The sequence below is a fragment of the Martinezella rhizogenes genome (assembly GCF_027460065.1).
Lineage (GTDB): Bacteria > Pseudomonadota > Alphaproteobacteria > Rhizobiales > Rhizobiaceae > Agrobacterium > Agrobacterium rhizogenes_C.
Genome location: NZ_JAPYZZ010000003.1, coordinates 334,225 through 349,089, shown reverse-complemented (window position 1 = coordinate 349,089; position 14,865 = coordinate 334,225). Strand labels below are relative to the sequence as shown.

Sequence of the window (14,865 nt, the reverse complement as noted above, 5' to 3'; positions counted from 1 at the left end):
GAATGAGCGACTGTCTTTGATGTCAAGCGTTTTGCCATGGTTTGTTGTCTCTGATGATGGCGTTTAGGATTGTCAGGAGCTTTCGCATGGTTGCGACGACGGCGACTATTTTAGGCTTTCCTGCCTGAACGAGGCGATCACGAAAGATTTTGAGGGTCGGGTTATGCCTGATGGCGACGAGAGCTGCCATGAACAGCACCGCCCGGACCTTGCCCCTGCCACCACCGATGAAGCTCTTGCCTTTCCATGTTCCCGATTGCCGGGTCCATGGCGCCAGCCCCGCCAGAGAGGCAATCTGACGCCGGTCGAGACTGCCCAGTTCCGGCATCTCGGCAAGCAATGTGCGGGCGGTTGCGGGACCGACACCGGGTACCGACGTCAGCAGCGTCTCACGCACGCGCCACAGGGGCGACTTGCGAATATGATCGTCCATCTCCGCATCGATGCTGTCCACCTCCCGACGCAGGGCGGCAAGCAGGCGCTGAATGCTTTTGCGGGTCGCCTTCTCCAGCGCCATGCGTAACCGGTTCTCTTCGGCCACGATCATCTGCACGATCTGCCGCCTGCGGTCGACAAGTGCCGATAAAAGCTGGGTTTGCTGATCACGCAGAGGCCGGATCTGTGGCTTGGTGGCAGACACGAAAGCGGCAATCACTGCCGCATCGACCGCATCGGTCTTGGCACGGCGACCGATGGCATTGGCATAGGCACGCACCTGCGCCGGATTGACCACAATCACCGCAAATCCGGCCGCCGAAAGCTTTGCCACGGCCAGCGTCTCGAAGCCGCCGGTGGCTTCCAGCGCGACGATATCGGCATGAACGTCTTTGAGACGCTGCGCCAGATCATCGAGCCCGGCATGGCTGTTCTCGACGAAGAACGCCATGCCCGATACTGCCAACGCCACATCCAGACGGTCCTTGGAAACATCGATGCCAACAATATTATCCATCTTATCCCATCCTTGCCTAATCGGGCTTCGCACACGCAAGCGGCCCCGGCGACTGTTCGGGTTCGATGAAAAGGCGGATGGAGACCCTGGCTCATTCACGGGATCAATGTCCCCAGGGGGGATCGGTCTTCCATCCACAACCGCACGAGCGACAATATCACAGTGCGACGAAATCAAGTTACAAGGGNATACTGCCAACGCCACATCCAGACGGTCCTTGGAAACATCGATGCCAACAATATTATCCATCTTATCCCATCCTTGCCTAATCGGGCTTCGCACACGCAAGCGGCCCCGGCGACTGTTCGGGTTCGATGAAAAGGCGGATGGAGACCCTGGCTCATTCACGGGATCAATGTCCCCAGGGGGGATCGGTCTTCCATCCACAACCGCACGAGCGACAATATCACAGTGCGACGAAATCAAGTTACAAGGGGGAGGGTGGCTCAGTGCAGCCCGCCAACCCCGAGATGCGTGTCGATAATACCAGGGTTCTCAGAAAGCTCGCTCGACGGCCCTTCCCAGACGATGCGGCCGCGTTCCATGATGATGGCGTGGTCGGCGAAGTCGATGGCCATCTGGATGCGCTGTTCGATGAGGAGAATGGTCATTTCGCCGGATTTGGCGAGTTTGGAGAAGGCGGCCATCAGTTCTTCGCAGATGACGGGAGCGAGGCCTTCGAGCGGTTCGTCGAGCAGCAGCACGCGCGGCTGGCCGAGAATGGTGCGGGCGGTGGAGAGCATCTGCTGTTCGCCGCCGGAAAGTTGCGAGCCGAGATTGCGGCGGCGCTCCTTCAGGCGCGGAAACAGCGTGTAAGCTTCCTCGATGGCCGATTTCGGACGGGTCTTGAGGCCGACGAAGAGGTTCTCCTCGACGGTCAGCGTCGGGAAAACATCCCGCGTCTGCGGCACGTAACCGAGGCCGGCCTTGGCGCGGGCAGCACTCGGCAAAGCGGCGATGTCCTGTCCGCCAATGCGGATATCGCCGGCAAAACGTTTCGTCTGGCCGGCCAGCGTGGCAAAGAGGCTGGTCTTGCCGACGCCGTTCCGGCCGAGAACGGCAAAACGCGAGCCCGAGGGCACGGAGAGCGACAGGCCCTCGATAACCCTTGTCGGGCCATAACCGGCGGTGAGGTTGGCGATTTCAAGCGGCGCAGCGGGCATTGGCGTAACTTCCGAGATAAGCTTGGCGGACTTCCGCATTGCTGGTGACATCATCAGGGGAGCCATCGAAGATGACGGCGCCGGCCGCCAGAACCACGACACGTTTGGCGAAGCGGAAAACCAGATCCATGTCGTGCTCGATCATCAATATGGCGAGATCGGCGGGCAGCCGGTCGAGCGCCTGTTCGATGCGCGCGGTTTCCGTGGAAGGCACGCCGGCGGCCGGTTCATCGAGCAGCAGGATTTTCGGGCGAAGCGCCATGGCAAGCGCGATCTCGATCAGCCGCTGCTGGCCATAGGCGATTTCACGCACCCTTGTTTCGGCAAGCGGCAGAAGGCCAAGCGTGCCAAGAATATCGCGTGCTTCGTTCATGACCGAGGGCATGGCGCGGTATCTGCCGAAAATCCGGCCGGTCTTGCCTTCCCGCTGGAGAATGGCGAGCGCCACATGTTCCTCGGGCGTCATGTCCTGAAACAGCCGGGTCACCTGGAAGGACCGGACGAGGCCGCGCTTCACTCGCTGGCTGGCGCTGAGGTTTGTGACGTCCTCGCCGGCGATGCGCACCGTGCCGGCTGAGGGTTTGATATTGCCGGTGACGAGATTGACGAAGGTCGTCTTGCCGGCGCCATTGGGACCGATCAGCACCGTGCGGTCTCCCGGCGAAAGCGACAGCGAGACGTTGTTGGTGACGACAAGGCCGCCGAAATTCTTCTGCAGGCCGGAGACTTCGAAAATGGCGCTCATTTGCGATCTCCCCGCAGGCGCGCGATGATCTGTTCACCCGCGCCGTAAAGCCCGCGCGGTGCAAACAGCACGACGGCAATCAGCAGCAGGCCGACAATGGTGAGCCAGTGGAACGGATTGGCCGCGGACACCACATCCTCGAACCACATGAAGGTGACGGTGCCGATCAGCGCGCCGTAAAGCGAGCCCGCGCCGCCGAGAACCAGCATGACCAGCCCCTCGGCCGAAAGCGTGAAGCTGAGGCTGTCGAGCCCGACGACCTGGGTGGAGATGGCGTTCAGCGCGCCACCAATGCCGGCGACGATGCCTGATATCACGAACATCTTCAAGATCGTGCCGTTGACGGCGCCACCCATGGCCTGAATGCGGATGCTGTCCTGCTTGACGCCACGGCACAACATGCCGAAGGGCGAATTGACCACGACCCTGAGGGCGAGGAAAACAAGGAGCAGCAGACAGACGCCGTAGATATAGGCGGTGCGGCCGAAGAGGTCGAATTCGAAGGTGCCGAACAGGGCGTCCGGGGAAACACCTGACAGACCGTCGCTGCCGCCTGTCCAGCCCGATGCCTTGTTGGCCGCCTCATGGAACAAATGGATGACGGCGATGGAAAGTACCAGCTGCGGCAGGCCATGGGCGCGCAGCAGAACCGTGCCGGAGAGCAGCCCGGCGACGCCGCCGGCTGTCGCGCCGATTACGGTCATGAGAAGCGGGTCGGTGATCTCGAAATGGGCGGCGGCGATGCCGGCGGCGTAGGCGCCGGCGCCGAAGAGTGCGGCATGGCCAAGCGTGGCGACGCCGCAATAACCGGTAACGAGATCGATCGACAGCACCAGCAGCGCAATGGCGATGATGCGGGTCAGAAGTGCCAGATTATCTGGAAACAGAAAGTAGCCGATGATGGCCGCGGCGATGATGAGGAGCGGCCCCGCGAGCGTGCGCAGCGGCGAGCGCGCCTTCGGGATCTCTGCCGTTTCAGTCACGTCGTTCATGAGCACCGCCATCTCATTTCGCCCTTCCGAGAAGGCCGCGCGGGAACAAGGTGATGATCACGATGACCGCCAGATAAAAGAAGAATTCGCCATATTCGGGGGCGAGATACCGCCCGGTCGTATCGATGGTGCCGAGCAGCAGGCAGGCGATCAGCGCGCCGGGAATGGAGCCCGCGCCGCCGACCGAAACCACCACGAGGAAGGTGACCATGTAGCGCAGCGCATAATAGGGTTCGACCGGCAGCAGTTCCGCGCCGATGACGCCGCCCATGGCGGCAAGGCCAACGGCGATGGCGAAGCTGACGGCGTAGATAATCTCGGTGCGCACGCCGAGCGCGGCGGCCATGGCGGCATTATCGACAGCGGCCCGCAGCTTGATGCCGAAGGCGGTCTTTTCGAAGGTGAACCACAATGCACCTGCCACGGCCAGCCCGCAGGCGATGGCGAAGATGCGGTGGGTGGCGATGGTGCGGAAGCCGAGATCGGTGGGGCCGGCCAGCTGCTGCGGCAGCGGAATGGTTTTCAGCGTCGGCCCGAACACGAAATTGGCGATGCCGATGATGCAGAAGGTGATGCCGATCGTCATCAGCACCTGCGTCAGTTCCGGTGCGCCATAGATGCGGCGATAGAGGAAACGCTCGAGCGGAATGGCGATCACGATGGTGCCGACGATGGCGACGAGGATTGCCGCAGCATAACCGAGGCCAAGGCCGTGGGCGGCATAGGAGGCGAGATAACCGCCGATCATGGCGAAAGCGCCATGCGCCAGATTGACAACCCGCATCAGCCCCATCGTCACCGAAAGGCCGATGGAGATGATGAACAGGACCATGCCATAGGCAAGCGCATCGATGAGGATGCTGAAGACGGTCTGCATGCTGAAAAAACTCCTCCCGGTGCAGCGATGCCCATCCGGGCTGGAGACGGGCCGCTTTTGGCAGCCCGACAACGTTGCTAAAGCTGCCTTTTACTTCGCGGCGGCGAGACCCGGATCACCCTGCTTTTCGAAGGTCTGGACTTCCTTGTTGTAATAGCTGCCGTCATCCGCCTTGGCGACTTCGCGCAGATAGATGTTCTGCGTGATGTGGCGGCTTTCCGGATCGATGCTGACAGGGCCGCGCGGGCTTGTCCAGGAAAGACCCTTCACCGCCTCGACTGCCTTTTCCGCATCCTGTTTGCCGCCGGTCGCCTCGATCATCTTGCTGATGACATACATGCCGTCAAAAGCGCTGACGGCAGGGAAGGACAGTTCCTTCGGATTACCGATCGCCTTGGTGGCGGCTTCCACGAAGGTCTTATTCTCAGGTGAATCATGCGAGACGGCGTAATGGAAGGTCGTCTGCATGCCGAGTGCGGCCTCGCCCAGCGCTGGCAGGTCGGATTCCTGGGTGAGGTCACCCGGTGCGAAGAGCTTAACGCCTGCGGATTTCAGGCCGTTATCGTTGAAGGCCTTGACGAAACCGAGCGTGGTCGGGCCCGACGGCAGGAAGGCGAAGACGCCTTGCGCGCCGGAATCCTTCACGCGCTGCATGATCGGGCTGAAATCATTGGTGGAAAGCGGCATGCGGATGGTTTCCACCACCTCGCCACCGGCGGCGGTAAATGCCGCCTTGAAGGCATTTTCGGCATCGACGCCCGGGCCGTAATCGCTGACCAGCGAAATGACCTTCTTCACACCGCCATCAAAGGCCACCTTGGCGATGGGGGTGGAGGTCTGCCAGGTGGTGAACGAGGTACGCACCACATAGGGGCTCTTCGTCACGATGGCCGAGGTGGCGGCATTCATGATGACCATCGGCACATTGCCCTGTTTCAGGAGCGGCGTGACGGCCATGGCGTCAGGGGTGAAATAGAAACCGGCAAGATATTGCACACGTTCCTTCACCACCAACTCCTGCGCCAGCGCCTTGGATTGCGCCGGATCGGCCTGCGGCACGTCGCGATAGACGACCTCGACCGTGTCATCGCCGACCTTGTTGCCGTGCAGGGCAAACCAGGCGTCAATGCCGGCCTTGAAGTTCTTGCCCTGCAGCGCAAACGGGCCGGAGAACGGCCCGACCACGCCCACCTTGATCGTTTCTGCATAAGCGGCAGAGCTGAAGCAGATGGCCGCGATTGCGACGGTGATCCGAAATTTCATGATTTCCTCCCAGTTTATCCGTGGCTCCCATCCACCGATCCAGACTTGCCAGATTGATGAGTGAAAGAGCCAATGTAAAATGAAATAAGGGGGGCGATAAATAACCTGACGGTTATCAATAAGCCAGCATTTCGTTCTACTCCATACCGCCGTGATGGATAAGCGCCGCTGCTGCCAGTCTAAAAAAACGGCCGCCGACGGACTTGGCATGTCGTGAGAACAGTTTCGCGCAAACTCAACGCGGGATAGTGACGATGTAGAGACGAAACCAATGCCTTAACCAGTTCTAAGGGGATTGTTCGTAGTCTCGCCAAGCATATTTTGGAACTTTATTTGGTGTCTTGATGGGCGAATATCAGAATAAAGCTGTTGAGCTGATGCGCAGTCGCGTCGGGGAAAATACGCTCAACAACAGGATCGAGCGTCGTGAGGCATTCCTGCGCAAGGCGCTGACGCTCTATCACGCCATGGGCGGAACGGTGGAGGACCTGCAGGCCGCCGTGAAGGATGCCGTATCCGCGCCGGCGCCCAGCATCGATGTGGCCGTCGGCGACGTCATGTACAAGCTTGCAGCGATCGGCCACGTTGCCGATATCGATATCATTCAGGCGGGTTACAACAAGCTCGATGCAGCCAACCTGCATATTCTCAGCAAGGGCAAGAAGCTGCTGCAGAAGCAGCGGGACCAGAAGCTCGCCACCGCCGCGTCGGCAAAATAAGCGGACCGCCTCCGGTTGGGCGGCGGCCCATGCACCATATGCCCCAACGCTGGCTGGGACATATGGTCTTTACAGGCCATTGTTTCAGGCGATGACGGGTATCCAGATTTCCACGCTTCCCCGCCCGGTCTCAGGATTGAAGCGCCGGTCATAACGTTCGAAATCGGGAGAGTCGGCGGTTTTCAGTCCGGCATCGGGCAGCGCCTTGTTCCAGATCGTGTAGACCGTTCGGGGAAGATCCGAGATGTGGCCGTTATGGGTGAAGACCGCGTAGGATTGCGCTGGCAACTCGATATGATCCATGCCCGGGGTTTTCGTCAACGCCTGGACGCCGGCGAGATAGGTGCAGTTGCCGGCTTCATCGGCGGCGCTGCACACTCCGTAAGCAGCCCCGGATACCACCTCCTCGACCTCGCTTTCGCGCAGATTGAAGCGCTGCCAGAGGGCGGGAATGGTGCTGTTATTCTCCAGCGAGCACGGGGTGCTGAGACCCACAACCATAAAGGCGTCGGCACGGCGCATTTCCGGCGGCTGGACTTCGACGAACATGTCGTTTTTCATTTTTAATGGCTCCATGAGATCAAGGGACGAGGTTGATCGGGCCTTGCGAACAGTGCTCGGTAATGCATTGAAATAATTCGCAAAGGCTCGCGTGAACGCCTCATGGGACCCGTATCCCGCATCAAGTGCTGCGGTGAGAATGTCGCCATCGTACCGTGCGATGGTTTCCGCCGCCCTGGAAAGGCGGCGTGCCCGGACGTAGGACATGATCGACAGGCCGGTGGAAAGCTGGAACAACCGGCACATGTGATGTGTGCTGATCGCGCAGCGATCCGACAGGACCGTCAATGTCAGGTCCTTGTGCAGATCGGTTTCGATCTGCCAGATGAGCTTGTCGAGAGCGGGCATGGGGCCTCCTGTGGTTCACGCCCTTACCATGCAAAACCGCTCCGCTTCCTGCTTGATCGGGTTTGACTTGTTATCGCCTTTCCCGCCGCTTTTGCCACCGCCGTTTCCGGCGGGCTCCATCAGGCGACCTGTGGTGACAGAATCTCCTGCCAGGCATCATAGGCGGATAGAACTGTTTCCATCTGCGCGGTGTGGCCGGTGATGAAATCGTCGCCATAGATGGTTTCATCGGGATATTCGGTGATCAGCGTCATCGGCACGGTGTGGCGGTCGTCCACGGAGGAAAGGCACGGAAAGCCGTTGATGATGCGGAAACCGGTTTCGCCGGCGTGGATTTCATAAAGCGCGATCTGGCGGTTGTTGTAGTCCAGAAGTCCTGGAATGGCGCCGAGATGGCGGGTCACCCGGTCGAGCAGCGCTTCGGCCTGTCTTTCCCAGTCCGCATGGTGGCGGATGATGAGGAAGAACCCCTTCGGCAGCGTCCACATGGCGAAATTGCGCGGCACATAACCGGATAGAGGCCGGGTCCACTCGTGAGAGGGATAACCGTGCAGGTTCACATGCAGGCGCGCGCCACTCATCTCCTGCGCCTTGAAACGGATTTCCTTCTCGTTGAGATGCGCGCCCGAATTTTCCGGGGTGCGATATTCGAGGTCATCACCAAGAGCGGTGTAACGCGCCGCATGGTGCATATGGCGCGGATTGTCGATGCGCAGCCGCTGGTGCAGGGCATAACCGTCAGGATTTTCCAGCGGTGAGATGGTGAAATGCGCGCCCTTGCGCTCCGCGAGCTTGCGGGCGGCACGGATGGCGCCGACGATGCCTGTCGTCTCGTTGGGGTGCTGGCCGCCACTCACCATCACGGCGGCATCGCTGCCGGCCACGTAGCGGGCGGAGAGGACGCGGCCGGCGCGCGAGCGGGCCTCGAAGGTCTCGCAGCCGATATCCGCCAGCAGTTCCGCCAGTTGGCTTGCCGCAACCGGTTCCCGTGCTTTATCGATCGGCTGATTGTCGCTATCGAGGAAGGTGGTGCTGAGCGCGCGGGTCTCGATGCGCAACGAGACTTCGCCTGCGCTCTTGACGATTTCTGGTACGATCTGGCCGGGCTTCAGGCCGCGGTCACCCAGCGGGCGGCCGGATTTCTTCTGGAAGAACTCCAGGAGGGAGAAATAGAAATCCTCATGCAGCGCTTCGCGCAGGCTGACGACCTCATCGCCGACGGAAAGCGGCAGGTCTTCGGCCGGATGCGCCACGCGGATGTTCAGTTCTTCGAAATAGGGCTCCTCATCGCCCCAGCCGTGGTTGGCAACGGCATGGATCGCCGCTTCGAAAAGCCGCTCGTAATCCGTTTCCAGCCGCTCGCCCGCAGCATCGCCGGCGAGCCGTAACCAGCCGGTTGGCGAGACATTGGTTTCGCCGACGATATCGGTATGAACCCGGTTTGGGGCCAGAACCTTCAGGGTTTCCTGCTTGCCGTTGCGGCTCAGCGTCACGTCATAATGGAAGGCGTCGTCGTCGCGGGCGATGAAATCGATCTTGGTATCGCCCACTAAAGCCGCAAGCGGATAGGCCTCCAGCCGGAAACGGTTTGCGGGCGCATTTACGTGTACTGGGTAACGCACCTTTATGGTATCGACGCCATCCAGATTGATCTCTTCCAGAAAGGTGAAGAGAAGCGGTTTGTAGGCGCTGCGGATGCGGGCGCTGACGCCTTTTTTCTTCAGCCTTTCTTCGGTCTCGCGGCGGCTTTTGACGTCATCGAAGGTCCATGCCTCGAAGGACTGGCCGGGCATGGCGCGAGCGAGAAGCGTATCCAGCGTGCGCTCGAAGGTCTGATCGAAAATCTGGCTCATCTGGATTACCTCGAGGTTCTGCCTGTTGGGTCAAGGCTGTCGCGCAGCCAGTCGCCGAGAAGGTTGAGGCCAAGCACGGTGAGCAGAATGGCAAGACCGGGGAAAACGCTGACCCACCATGCCGTCTGCAGGTAAGTGCGACCATCCGCCAGCATGCCGCCCCAGCTCGGAATGGTCGGATCGACGCCGAGGCCGAGGAAGGTGAGGCTGCTTTCCAGCAGGATGTTATTGGCGACGTTGAGCGTCATCAGCACGATAACAGGGCCGATGAGGTTCGGCAGCAGATGCTGGAGGATGATACGCCAGTCCTTCACGCCGATGGCGCGGGCAGACAGGATGAATTCCCGCTCCCTGAGCGTCAGCACCGAGCCGCGCACGAGGCGGGCATATTGCACCCATTGCGAGACGATCAGGAGGATGATGGTGTTGGTGAGGCTGCCGCCGACAATGGCGATGAAGGTGATGGCCAGAAGAATGAAGGGCATGGCGAGCTGGATATCGGCAAAACGCATGACCAGCATGTCCCAGAAGCCGCGATAATAACCGGCGACCAGACCGACCGCGACGCCGAAGATGACCGCGCCGATGACCGAGGTAAAACCGACCAGCAGCGAAATCTTGCCGCCGGCGACGACACGGGCGAGCACGTCACGGCCGAGCGGATCGGTGCCGAGCGGATGGGCGGCATTGGCGAAGGGCTTGGCAAGGCGCGCCATCAGGTCGATCTTGTCCGCACCGCCCGGAAACAGCACGTCGGAAAAGACGACGGCAAGGCAGATGACGGTCGTGAGGAACGCGCCGAGGACGAATTCGAGATTGGTGAAGCGCGCGAGACGCGAGGTTTTGGCAGCCATCGTCACTTACTCCGTGCGGATGCGCGGATCGACAAGCCCGTAGGCGATATCGACCAGAAGGTTGATGCCGACGATCATCAGCGACAGCACGGTGATGACGGCCTGAAGCACGGGATAATCACGCGCGCCGACCGCATCGAAGGCCAGCGTGCCGAGACCCGGCCAGTTAAAGACGCGCTCGATGACGACGATGCCGCCGAGAAGCCCGCCAAATTGCAGGCCGAAATAGGTGATGAGCGGAATGGCGCAATTGCGCAGCGCATGTTTGTAGAGAACCTTGCTTTCGCTGAGGCCCTTGGCGCGCGCCACCATGACATATTGCGAGCGCAGCGTATCCAGCATCGCCGTGCGAACGAGGCGGACATTGGTGGCGGTGAGGATCACACCCATGGTGACCGATGGCATGATGTAGCTTGCAAAGCCGCCCATGCCGCTGGGCGGCAGCCAGCCGAGCGTAATGGAGAACAGCAGCACCAGCATGGTCGCTAGCCAGAAATTCGGGAAGGACAGGCCGACGAGCGAGAAGATGCGGATTACCTGATCGGCCGTCTTGCCGCGCGAGGTCGCGGCCTTGATGCCGAGCGGAATGGAAAGCGCGATCGACACCGCCATCGAGATAAAGGCGAGCAGCAGCGTGGCGGGCAGGGCATCGGCGATGAGCCGCGAGACCGGCGTGCTGCCGGTGAAACTGCGGCCGAAATCGAGTGTCACGAGGCCCTTCAGGAAACTGAAATATTGCACGAAGAACGGCCGGTCGGTGCCCAGCGCCGCGCGAATGCGCGCCAGATCGTCTTCCGTCATGCTGCCGCCGCCCTGGAACATGGTGACAGCCGGATCGCCGGTGAGGCGAATGGCGAAAGAAACGAGAAGGGTGATGGCGATGACGACAAAAATCGCCTGCAGCAATCGCTTGATGAGGAAACCGGCCACGTTTTTTACCTTGAAGAGAGACCCGACCTTGCCCGCATTGCGGCGGGCAAGGTGTGTTGATCAGAAAACAGCCTGATTATTCGACGGTGACGTCGGTCAGCTTCAGGCGGTTATCCGGCGGTGCGACGAAACCCTTGACCCGCTTGTTGATGCCGTAAATGGCATTGGTGTTGTAAAGCGGGATTTCCAGCGCGCGTTCGGCGGTATAGCTGCCGATTTCCTTGAGGATCTTTTCGCGCTCGGCACGGTCGGTCAGCGGACGCTGGGATTCCAGGAGCTTGTCGAGCTTCTCGTCCTTGTCGTAAGGGTTCCACTTTTCACCCGAGTGATACATGGAATAGGCCGTGTTGTCGTAATCGAAGGTCCAGCCGCCCCATTTCTGCTGGAACATCGCGCCGGTCTTGCCCTGCGGAATGATGTCGTTCAGCAGAACGTTGGTCTCATAGGGCTTGATGGTGGCGGTAATGCCGACCATGGAGAGGTAGCTGGAAATAACCTGCGCCACCTCGTTCATCGTCGCGTCATTGCCGCGGATATCGATCTGCAGCGCCGCACCTGCCTTGACGCCTGCTTCCGCGAGGAGCTTTTTCGCACCTTCAGGATCGTAAGGCAGCGGCTTCAGTTCCGCGTCGTAACCGAAGGACAGCGCGCTCTGGAAGCTTGCAATCTCGGATGCCTGACCGGCGAGGATCGACTTGACAATGGTGCCGCGGTCGACGGCCATGATGATCGCCTTGCGCACCTTCGGATCGGCTGTGATGCCGTCACGGGTGTTGAAACGCAGCGCATCCACCGTCGGGCCGGGAACGCTGACGATCTCAAGCTTGGAATCGCCTTCGATGACCGGGATCATGCCGATCGGGATTGTCGGCGGAATGACGAGGTCGACGCGGCCGGCCTGCAATTCGGCAACGGCGGTCGCTGGCTCGGCGATGAAGCGATATTCAAGCTCGGAGAGTTTTGGTGCACCGCCCCAGTAATCGGGATTGGCTTCCAGCTTGATATTGGTCTTCGGCGCGTAGGAAACGAATTTGAACGCGCCGGTGCCGACAGGGTTGAGGTTGAAATTGTCCTCGCCCTTTTCCTTGATATATTCAGGCGGAACGATCATGCCGCCATAACCGGCAAGCTTGGTGAGCAGCACCGGATCGGGGGCCTTCAACTTCATATCCACCGTGTAATCGTCGATGACATCGACGCTTTCGATGGCGACATAGTTGGAGCGCTGCGGGCCCTTGGCACCCTGTTCGCCAAGAAGGCGCTCGAAGGTGAACTTGACGGCGGCGGCGTTGAAGGGTTCGCCATTGTGGAACTTGACGTTCTGGCGCAGCTTGAAGCGGATGCGCTTGCCCTCATCCAGCTCTTCCCAGGATTCGGCAAGGCCGGGCGCCAGCTTCAGATCCGGGCCGCGATAGGTCAGGCCATCGAAAATGTTGGTGGCGACCGCCGCCCACTGCACGAGGAAGGTGTCGATCGGATCCCAGCTGCCCGGGTCCTGCGGGCTGGAAATGGTCATCTTGCCGGCGGCGAAAGCCGGTGCGGCGGTGAAGGCCGTGGCGGCCATGGCAAGCGCGACGAACGTTGTCGTCATCCCCTTCTTGATTATTGTCATCTACCTGTTCCTCTTCAGATGGTTGCGGTTCTGGTTGTTATTCAGGTGCTCTTCGCGATGAAGTGGCCCGGATTGATTTCCTCATGGGCGAGAATGGCCGGCTCATCGCCGACACGGCGCACGGGATTGGGTATTTCGCCCTCGATCATGGCGATGCGGCGCTCAATGGTCGGGTCGGCAACCGGCACGGCCGACAGCAGGCGGCGGGTATAATCATGCGTCGGCGTTTCGAACACCTGCCGGCGGCTACCCATTTCCATGATCTGGCCGAGATAAAGCACGGCGACGCGGTGGCTCATCTTTTCCACGACAGCCATGTCATGGCTGATGAAGAGATAGGCGAGGCCACGCTCGGCCTGCAGATCCATGAACAGATTGATGATCTGCGCCTGAATGGAGACATCGAGCGCCGAGAGCGCCTCATCGGCAATGATGAGCTTCGGATCGGAGGCAAGCGCGCGGGCAATGCAGACGCGCTGGCGCTGGCCGCCGGAAAATTCGTGCGGATAACGCGCGGCATGTTCCGAGCTGAGGCCCACGCGTTCCAGCAACTCATCCACGCGCCGGCGTACGGCCTTCTGATCATTGATCAAACCATGGGTGTTGATCGGCTCGGCAATGGAAAAGCCGACCGTCTTGCGCGGATCGAGAGAGGCGAAGGGGTCCTGGAAGATGTATTGCACTTCCTGGCGCATGCGGAAGCGTTCCGCCGCCGACATCTGCGAATAGCTGCGTCCGTTGAAGGCAATTTCGCCCGACACGGCCGTCTGCAGCTGCTGAATGGTGCGGCCGATGGTGGATTTGCCCGAACCGGACTCGCCCACCAGCGCCAGCGTTTCGCCGGCGTGAATATCGAAGCTCACCTTCTGCACGGCGCTGCAACGGTGCGTCGCCTTGCCGAACAGGTTCTTGCGAATATCGAAGCGAACGAACAGGTCCTTCACCGATAGAAGCGGTTTCTGATCGTATTTCGCGGTGTCCTGAACGCGCTCTTCACCGATCACCACAGGCTGGCCATCCTGCAACACGGTGAGCGGTAGCCGCTTCGGGAAAGCTTCGCCTTCCATGCTGCCGAGGCGCGGTACGGCGGAAAGCAGGGCGCGCGTATAAGGGTGCTGCGGGTTGGCGAAGATATCCTTCACCGGGCCTTCCTCAACCTTCTTGCCCTTCCACATGACAACGACGTCATCGGCCATTTCCGCCACCACGCCCATATCATGGGTGATGAAGACCATGCCCATGCCGAGTTTCTTCTGCAGGTCGCGCATGATGTTGAGGATCTGCGCCTGAATGGTCACATCGAGCGCTGTCGTCGGCTCGTCGGCGATCAAAAGCTTCGGCCGGCAGGCGAGCGCCATGGCGATCATCACACGCTGGCGCATGCCGCCGGACAGCTGGTGCGGATAACGCTTGAGAAGCTCGGCCGCATCGGGCAGGCGCACCATTTCGAGCAGCTCGCGGGCTTGCGCCATGGCAGCCGTCTTGCCGAGCTTCTCATGCAAAACAAGCACTTCGCAGATCTGGTCGCCGATGGTGAAGACGGGATTGAGCGAGGTCATCGGCTCCTGGAAGATCATGGCGATCTCCTTGCCGCGGATCGAGCGCATCTCTTTCTGCGAAGCCTTCAGCAAGTCCCTGCCTTCAAACAGGATTTTGCCGGTGGGGTAGGTCGCGCCCATCATGTCCGCAAGGCGCATGGTGGAGAGCGAGGTGACAGATTTTCCCGACCCGGATTCACCGACGACCGCGACGGTGCGGCCGGGTTCGACGCGGAAGGAGATATCGTCCACGACGCGGCTGTTACCAAACTCGACGCTCAGGCCTTCGACGGACAGGAGGGCGTTTGCGTTTGCGGCAGTCATATTATCGTCTCCGTCATGGCTCGCGCGGCAATTCTGGCGCAGTCGTCTGAAATGGAAAAGGGGAAAAGGTCGCGGGCAGGCATTCGCCGGGCGGTGCCATGCGGACAGGACAGGAATGTCACGAGGGACCGCAT

Annotated in this window: 13 protein-coding genes; 1 reads left to right on the top strand and 12 read right to left on the bottom strand. The window is 60.5% G+C overall.

The genetic code is table 11. The annotated features are described in order from the left end of the window. Nucleotides 1-22: 22 nt before the first annotated feature. The 6 genes from O8B93_RS08145 to O8B93_RS08120 all read right to left on the bottom strand — a co-directional run bounded on the left by O8B93_RS08145 (nt 23) and on the right by O8B93_RS08120 (nt 5,992). Nucleotides 23-952 (bottom strand): IS110 family RNA-guided transposase, encoded by a 930-nt coding sequence (locus O8B93_RS08145; protein ID WP_269709328.1) that lies wholly within the window; start codon nt 950-952, stop codon nt 23-25. A 446-nt stretch (nt 953-1,398) separates the two neighbouring features. Further along, entirely contained in the window at nt 1,399-2,115 is a 717-nt protein-coding gene (locus O8B93_RS08140) for an ABC transporter ATP-binding protein (protein WP_269709327.1), read from the bottom strand. Next, nucleotides 2,096-2,860: an ABC transporter ATP-binding protein gene (locus O8B93_RS08135; protein WP_269709326.1), complete on the bottom strand. Its 765-nt coding sequence runs from the start codon at nt 2,858-2,860 to the stop codon at nt 2,096-2,098. The genes O8B93_RS08140 and O8B93_RS08135 overlap by 20 nt, the downstream gene beginning before the upstream one ends. Next, nucleotides 2,857-3,864, bottom strand: coding sequence for a branched-chain amino acid ABC transporter permease (locus O8B93_RS08130; protein ID WP_269709325.1), 1,008 nt, complete (start codon nt 3,862-3,864; stop codon nt 2,857-2,859). The genes O8B93_RS08135 and O8B93_RS08130 overlap by 4 nt, the downstream gene beginning before the upstream one ends. Nucleotide 3,865: 1 nt before the next feature. Continuing rightward, the gene (locus O8B93_RS08125; protein ID WP_269709324.1) at nt 3,866-4,729 is read right to left on the bottom strand and encodes a branched-chain amino acid ABC transporter permease; all 864 of its coding nucleotides are present in this window, start codon (nt 4,727-4,729) and stop codon (nt 3,866-3,868) included. Between the two features lie 90 nt (nt 4,730-4,819). Further along, on the bottom strand, nt 4,820-5,992 hold the full coding sequence (locus O8B93_RS08120) for an ABC transporter substrate-binding protein (protein ID WP_269709323.1): 1,173 nt from the start codon (nt 5,990-5,992) through the stop codon (nt 4,820-4,822). Nucleotides 5,993-6,336: 344 nt separating this feature from the next. Between O8B93_RS08120 and O8B93_RS08115 the strand changes: the two genes are divergently transcribed. After that, nucleotides 6,337-6,711 (top strand): hypothetical protein, encoded by a 375-nt coding sequence (locus O8B93_RS08115; RefSeq protein ID WP_269709322.1) that lies wholly within the window; start codon nt 6,337-6,339, stop codon nt 6,709-6,711. An 84-nt stretch (nt 6,712-6,795) separates the two neighbouring features. On the opposite strand, the gene O8B93_RS08110 is transcribed toward O8B93_RS08115, so the two are convergent. The 6 genes from O8B93_RS08110 to O8B93_RS08085 form a co-directional block, all read right to left on the bottom strand. After that, complete coding sequence (locus O8B93_RS08110) at nt 6,796-7,620, bottom strand: AraC family transcriptional regulator (protein WP_269709321.1); 825 nt, start codon at nt 7,618-7,620, stop codon at nt 6,796-6,798. Nucleotides 7,621-7,739: 119 nt separating this feature from the next. After that, nucleotides 7,740-9,473: a M14 family metallopeptidase gene (locus tag O8B93_RS08105; RefSeq protein ID WP_269709320.1), complete on the bottom strand. Its 1,734-nt coding sequence runs from the start codon at nt 9,471-9,473 to the stop codon at nt 7,740-7,742. A gap of 5 nt (nt 9,474-9,478) precedes the next feature. Beyond that, on the bottom strand, nt 9,479-10,327 hold the full coding sequence (locus O8B93_RS08100) for an ABC transporter permease (protein ID WP_020811984.1): 849 nt from the start codon (nt 10,325-10,327) through the stop codon (nt 9,479-9,481). Between the two features lie 6 nt (nt 10,328-10,333). Further along, a complete protein-coding gene (locus tag O8B93_RS08095; RefSeq protein WP_003505487.1) occupies nt 10,334-11,257 on the bottom strand; it encodes an ABC transporter permease in 924 nt (307 codons plus the stop codon). 76 nt (nt 11,258-11,333) lie between these two features. Continuing rightward, nucleotides 11,334-12,869: an ABC transporter substrate-binding protein gene (locus O8B93_RS08090; protein ID WP_269709319.1), complete on the bottom strand. Its 1,536-nt coding sequence runs from the start codon at nt 12,867-12,869 to the stop codon at nt 11,334-11,336. 41 nt (nt 12,870-12,910) lie between these two features. Continuing rightward, nucleotides 12,911-14,731, bottom strand: coding sequence for an ABC transporter ATP-binding protein (locus tag O8B93_RS08085; RefSeq protein WP_269709318.1), 1,821 nt, complete (start codon nt 14,729-14,731; stop codon nt 12,911-12,913). Nucleotides 14,732-14,865 lie beyond the last annotated feature (134 nt).

Bases quoted from the DNA above. Each gene is read 5' to 3' on its own strand.
- O8B93_RS08145 (WP_269709328.1), bottom strand. From the start codon at position 952: ATGGATAATATTGTTGGCATCGATGTTTCCAAGGACCGTCTGGATGTG.
- O8B93_RS08140 (WP_269709327.1), bottom strand. From the start codon at position 2,115: ATGCCCGCTGCGCCGCTTGAAATCGCCAACCTCACCGCCGGTTATGGC.
- O8B93_RS08135 (WP_269709326.1), bottom strand. From the start codon at position 2,860: ATGAGCGCCATTTTCGAAGTCTCCGGCCTGCAGAAGAATTTCGGCGGC.
- O8B93_RS08130 (WP_269709325.1), bottom strand. From the start codon at position 3,864: ATGGCGGTGCTCATGAACGACGTGACTGAAACGGCAGAGATCCCGAAG.
- O8B93_RS08125 (WP_269709324.1), bottom strand. From the start codon at position 4,729: ATGCAGACCGTCTTCAGCATCCTCATCGATGCGCTTGCCTATGGCATG.
- O8B93_RS08120 (WP_269709323.1), bottom strand. From the start codon at position 5,992: ATGAAATTTCGGATCACCGTCGCAATCGCGGCCATCTGCTTCAGCTCT.
- O8B93_RS08115 (WP_269709322.1), top strand. From the start codon at position 6,337: ATGGGCGAATATCAGAATAAAGCTGTTGAGCTGATGCGCAGTCGCGTC.
- O8B93_RS08110 (WP_269709321.1), bottom strand. From the start codon at position 7,620: ATGCCCGCTCTCGACAAGCTCATCTGGCAGATCGAAACCGATCTGCAC.
- O8B93_RS08105 (WP_269709320.1), bottom strand. From the start codon at position 9,473: ATGAGCCAGATTTTCGATCAGACCTTCGAGCGCACGCTGGATACGCTT.
- O8B93_RS08100 (WP_020811984.1), bottom strand. From the start codon at position 10,327: ATGGCTGCCAAAACCTCGCGTCTCGCGCGCTTCACCAATCTCGAATTC.
- O8B93_RS08090 (WP_269709319.1), bottom strand. From the start codon at position 12,869: ATGACAATAATCAAGAAGGGGATGACGACAACGTTCGTCGCGCTTGCC.
- O8B93_RS08085 (WP_269709318.1), bottom strand. From the start codon at position 14,731: ATGACTGCCGCAAACGCAAACGCCCTCCTGTCCGTCGAAGGCCTGAGC.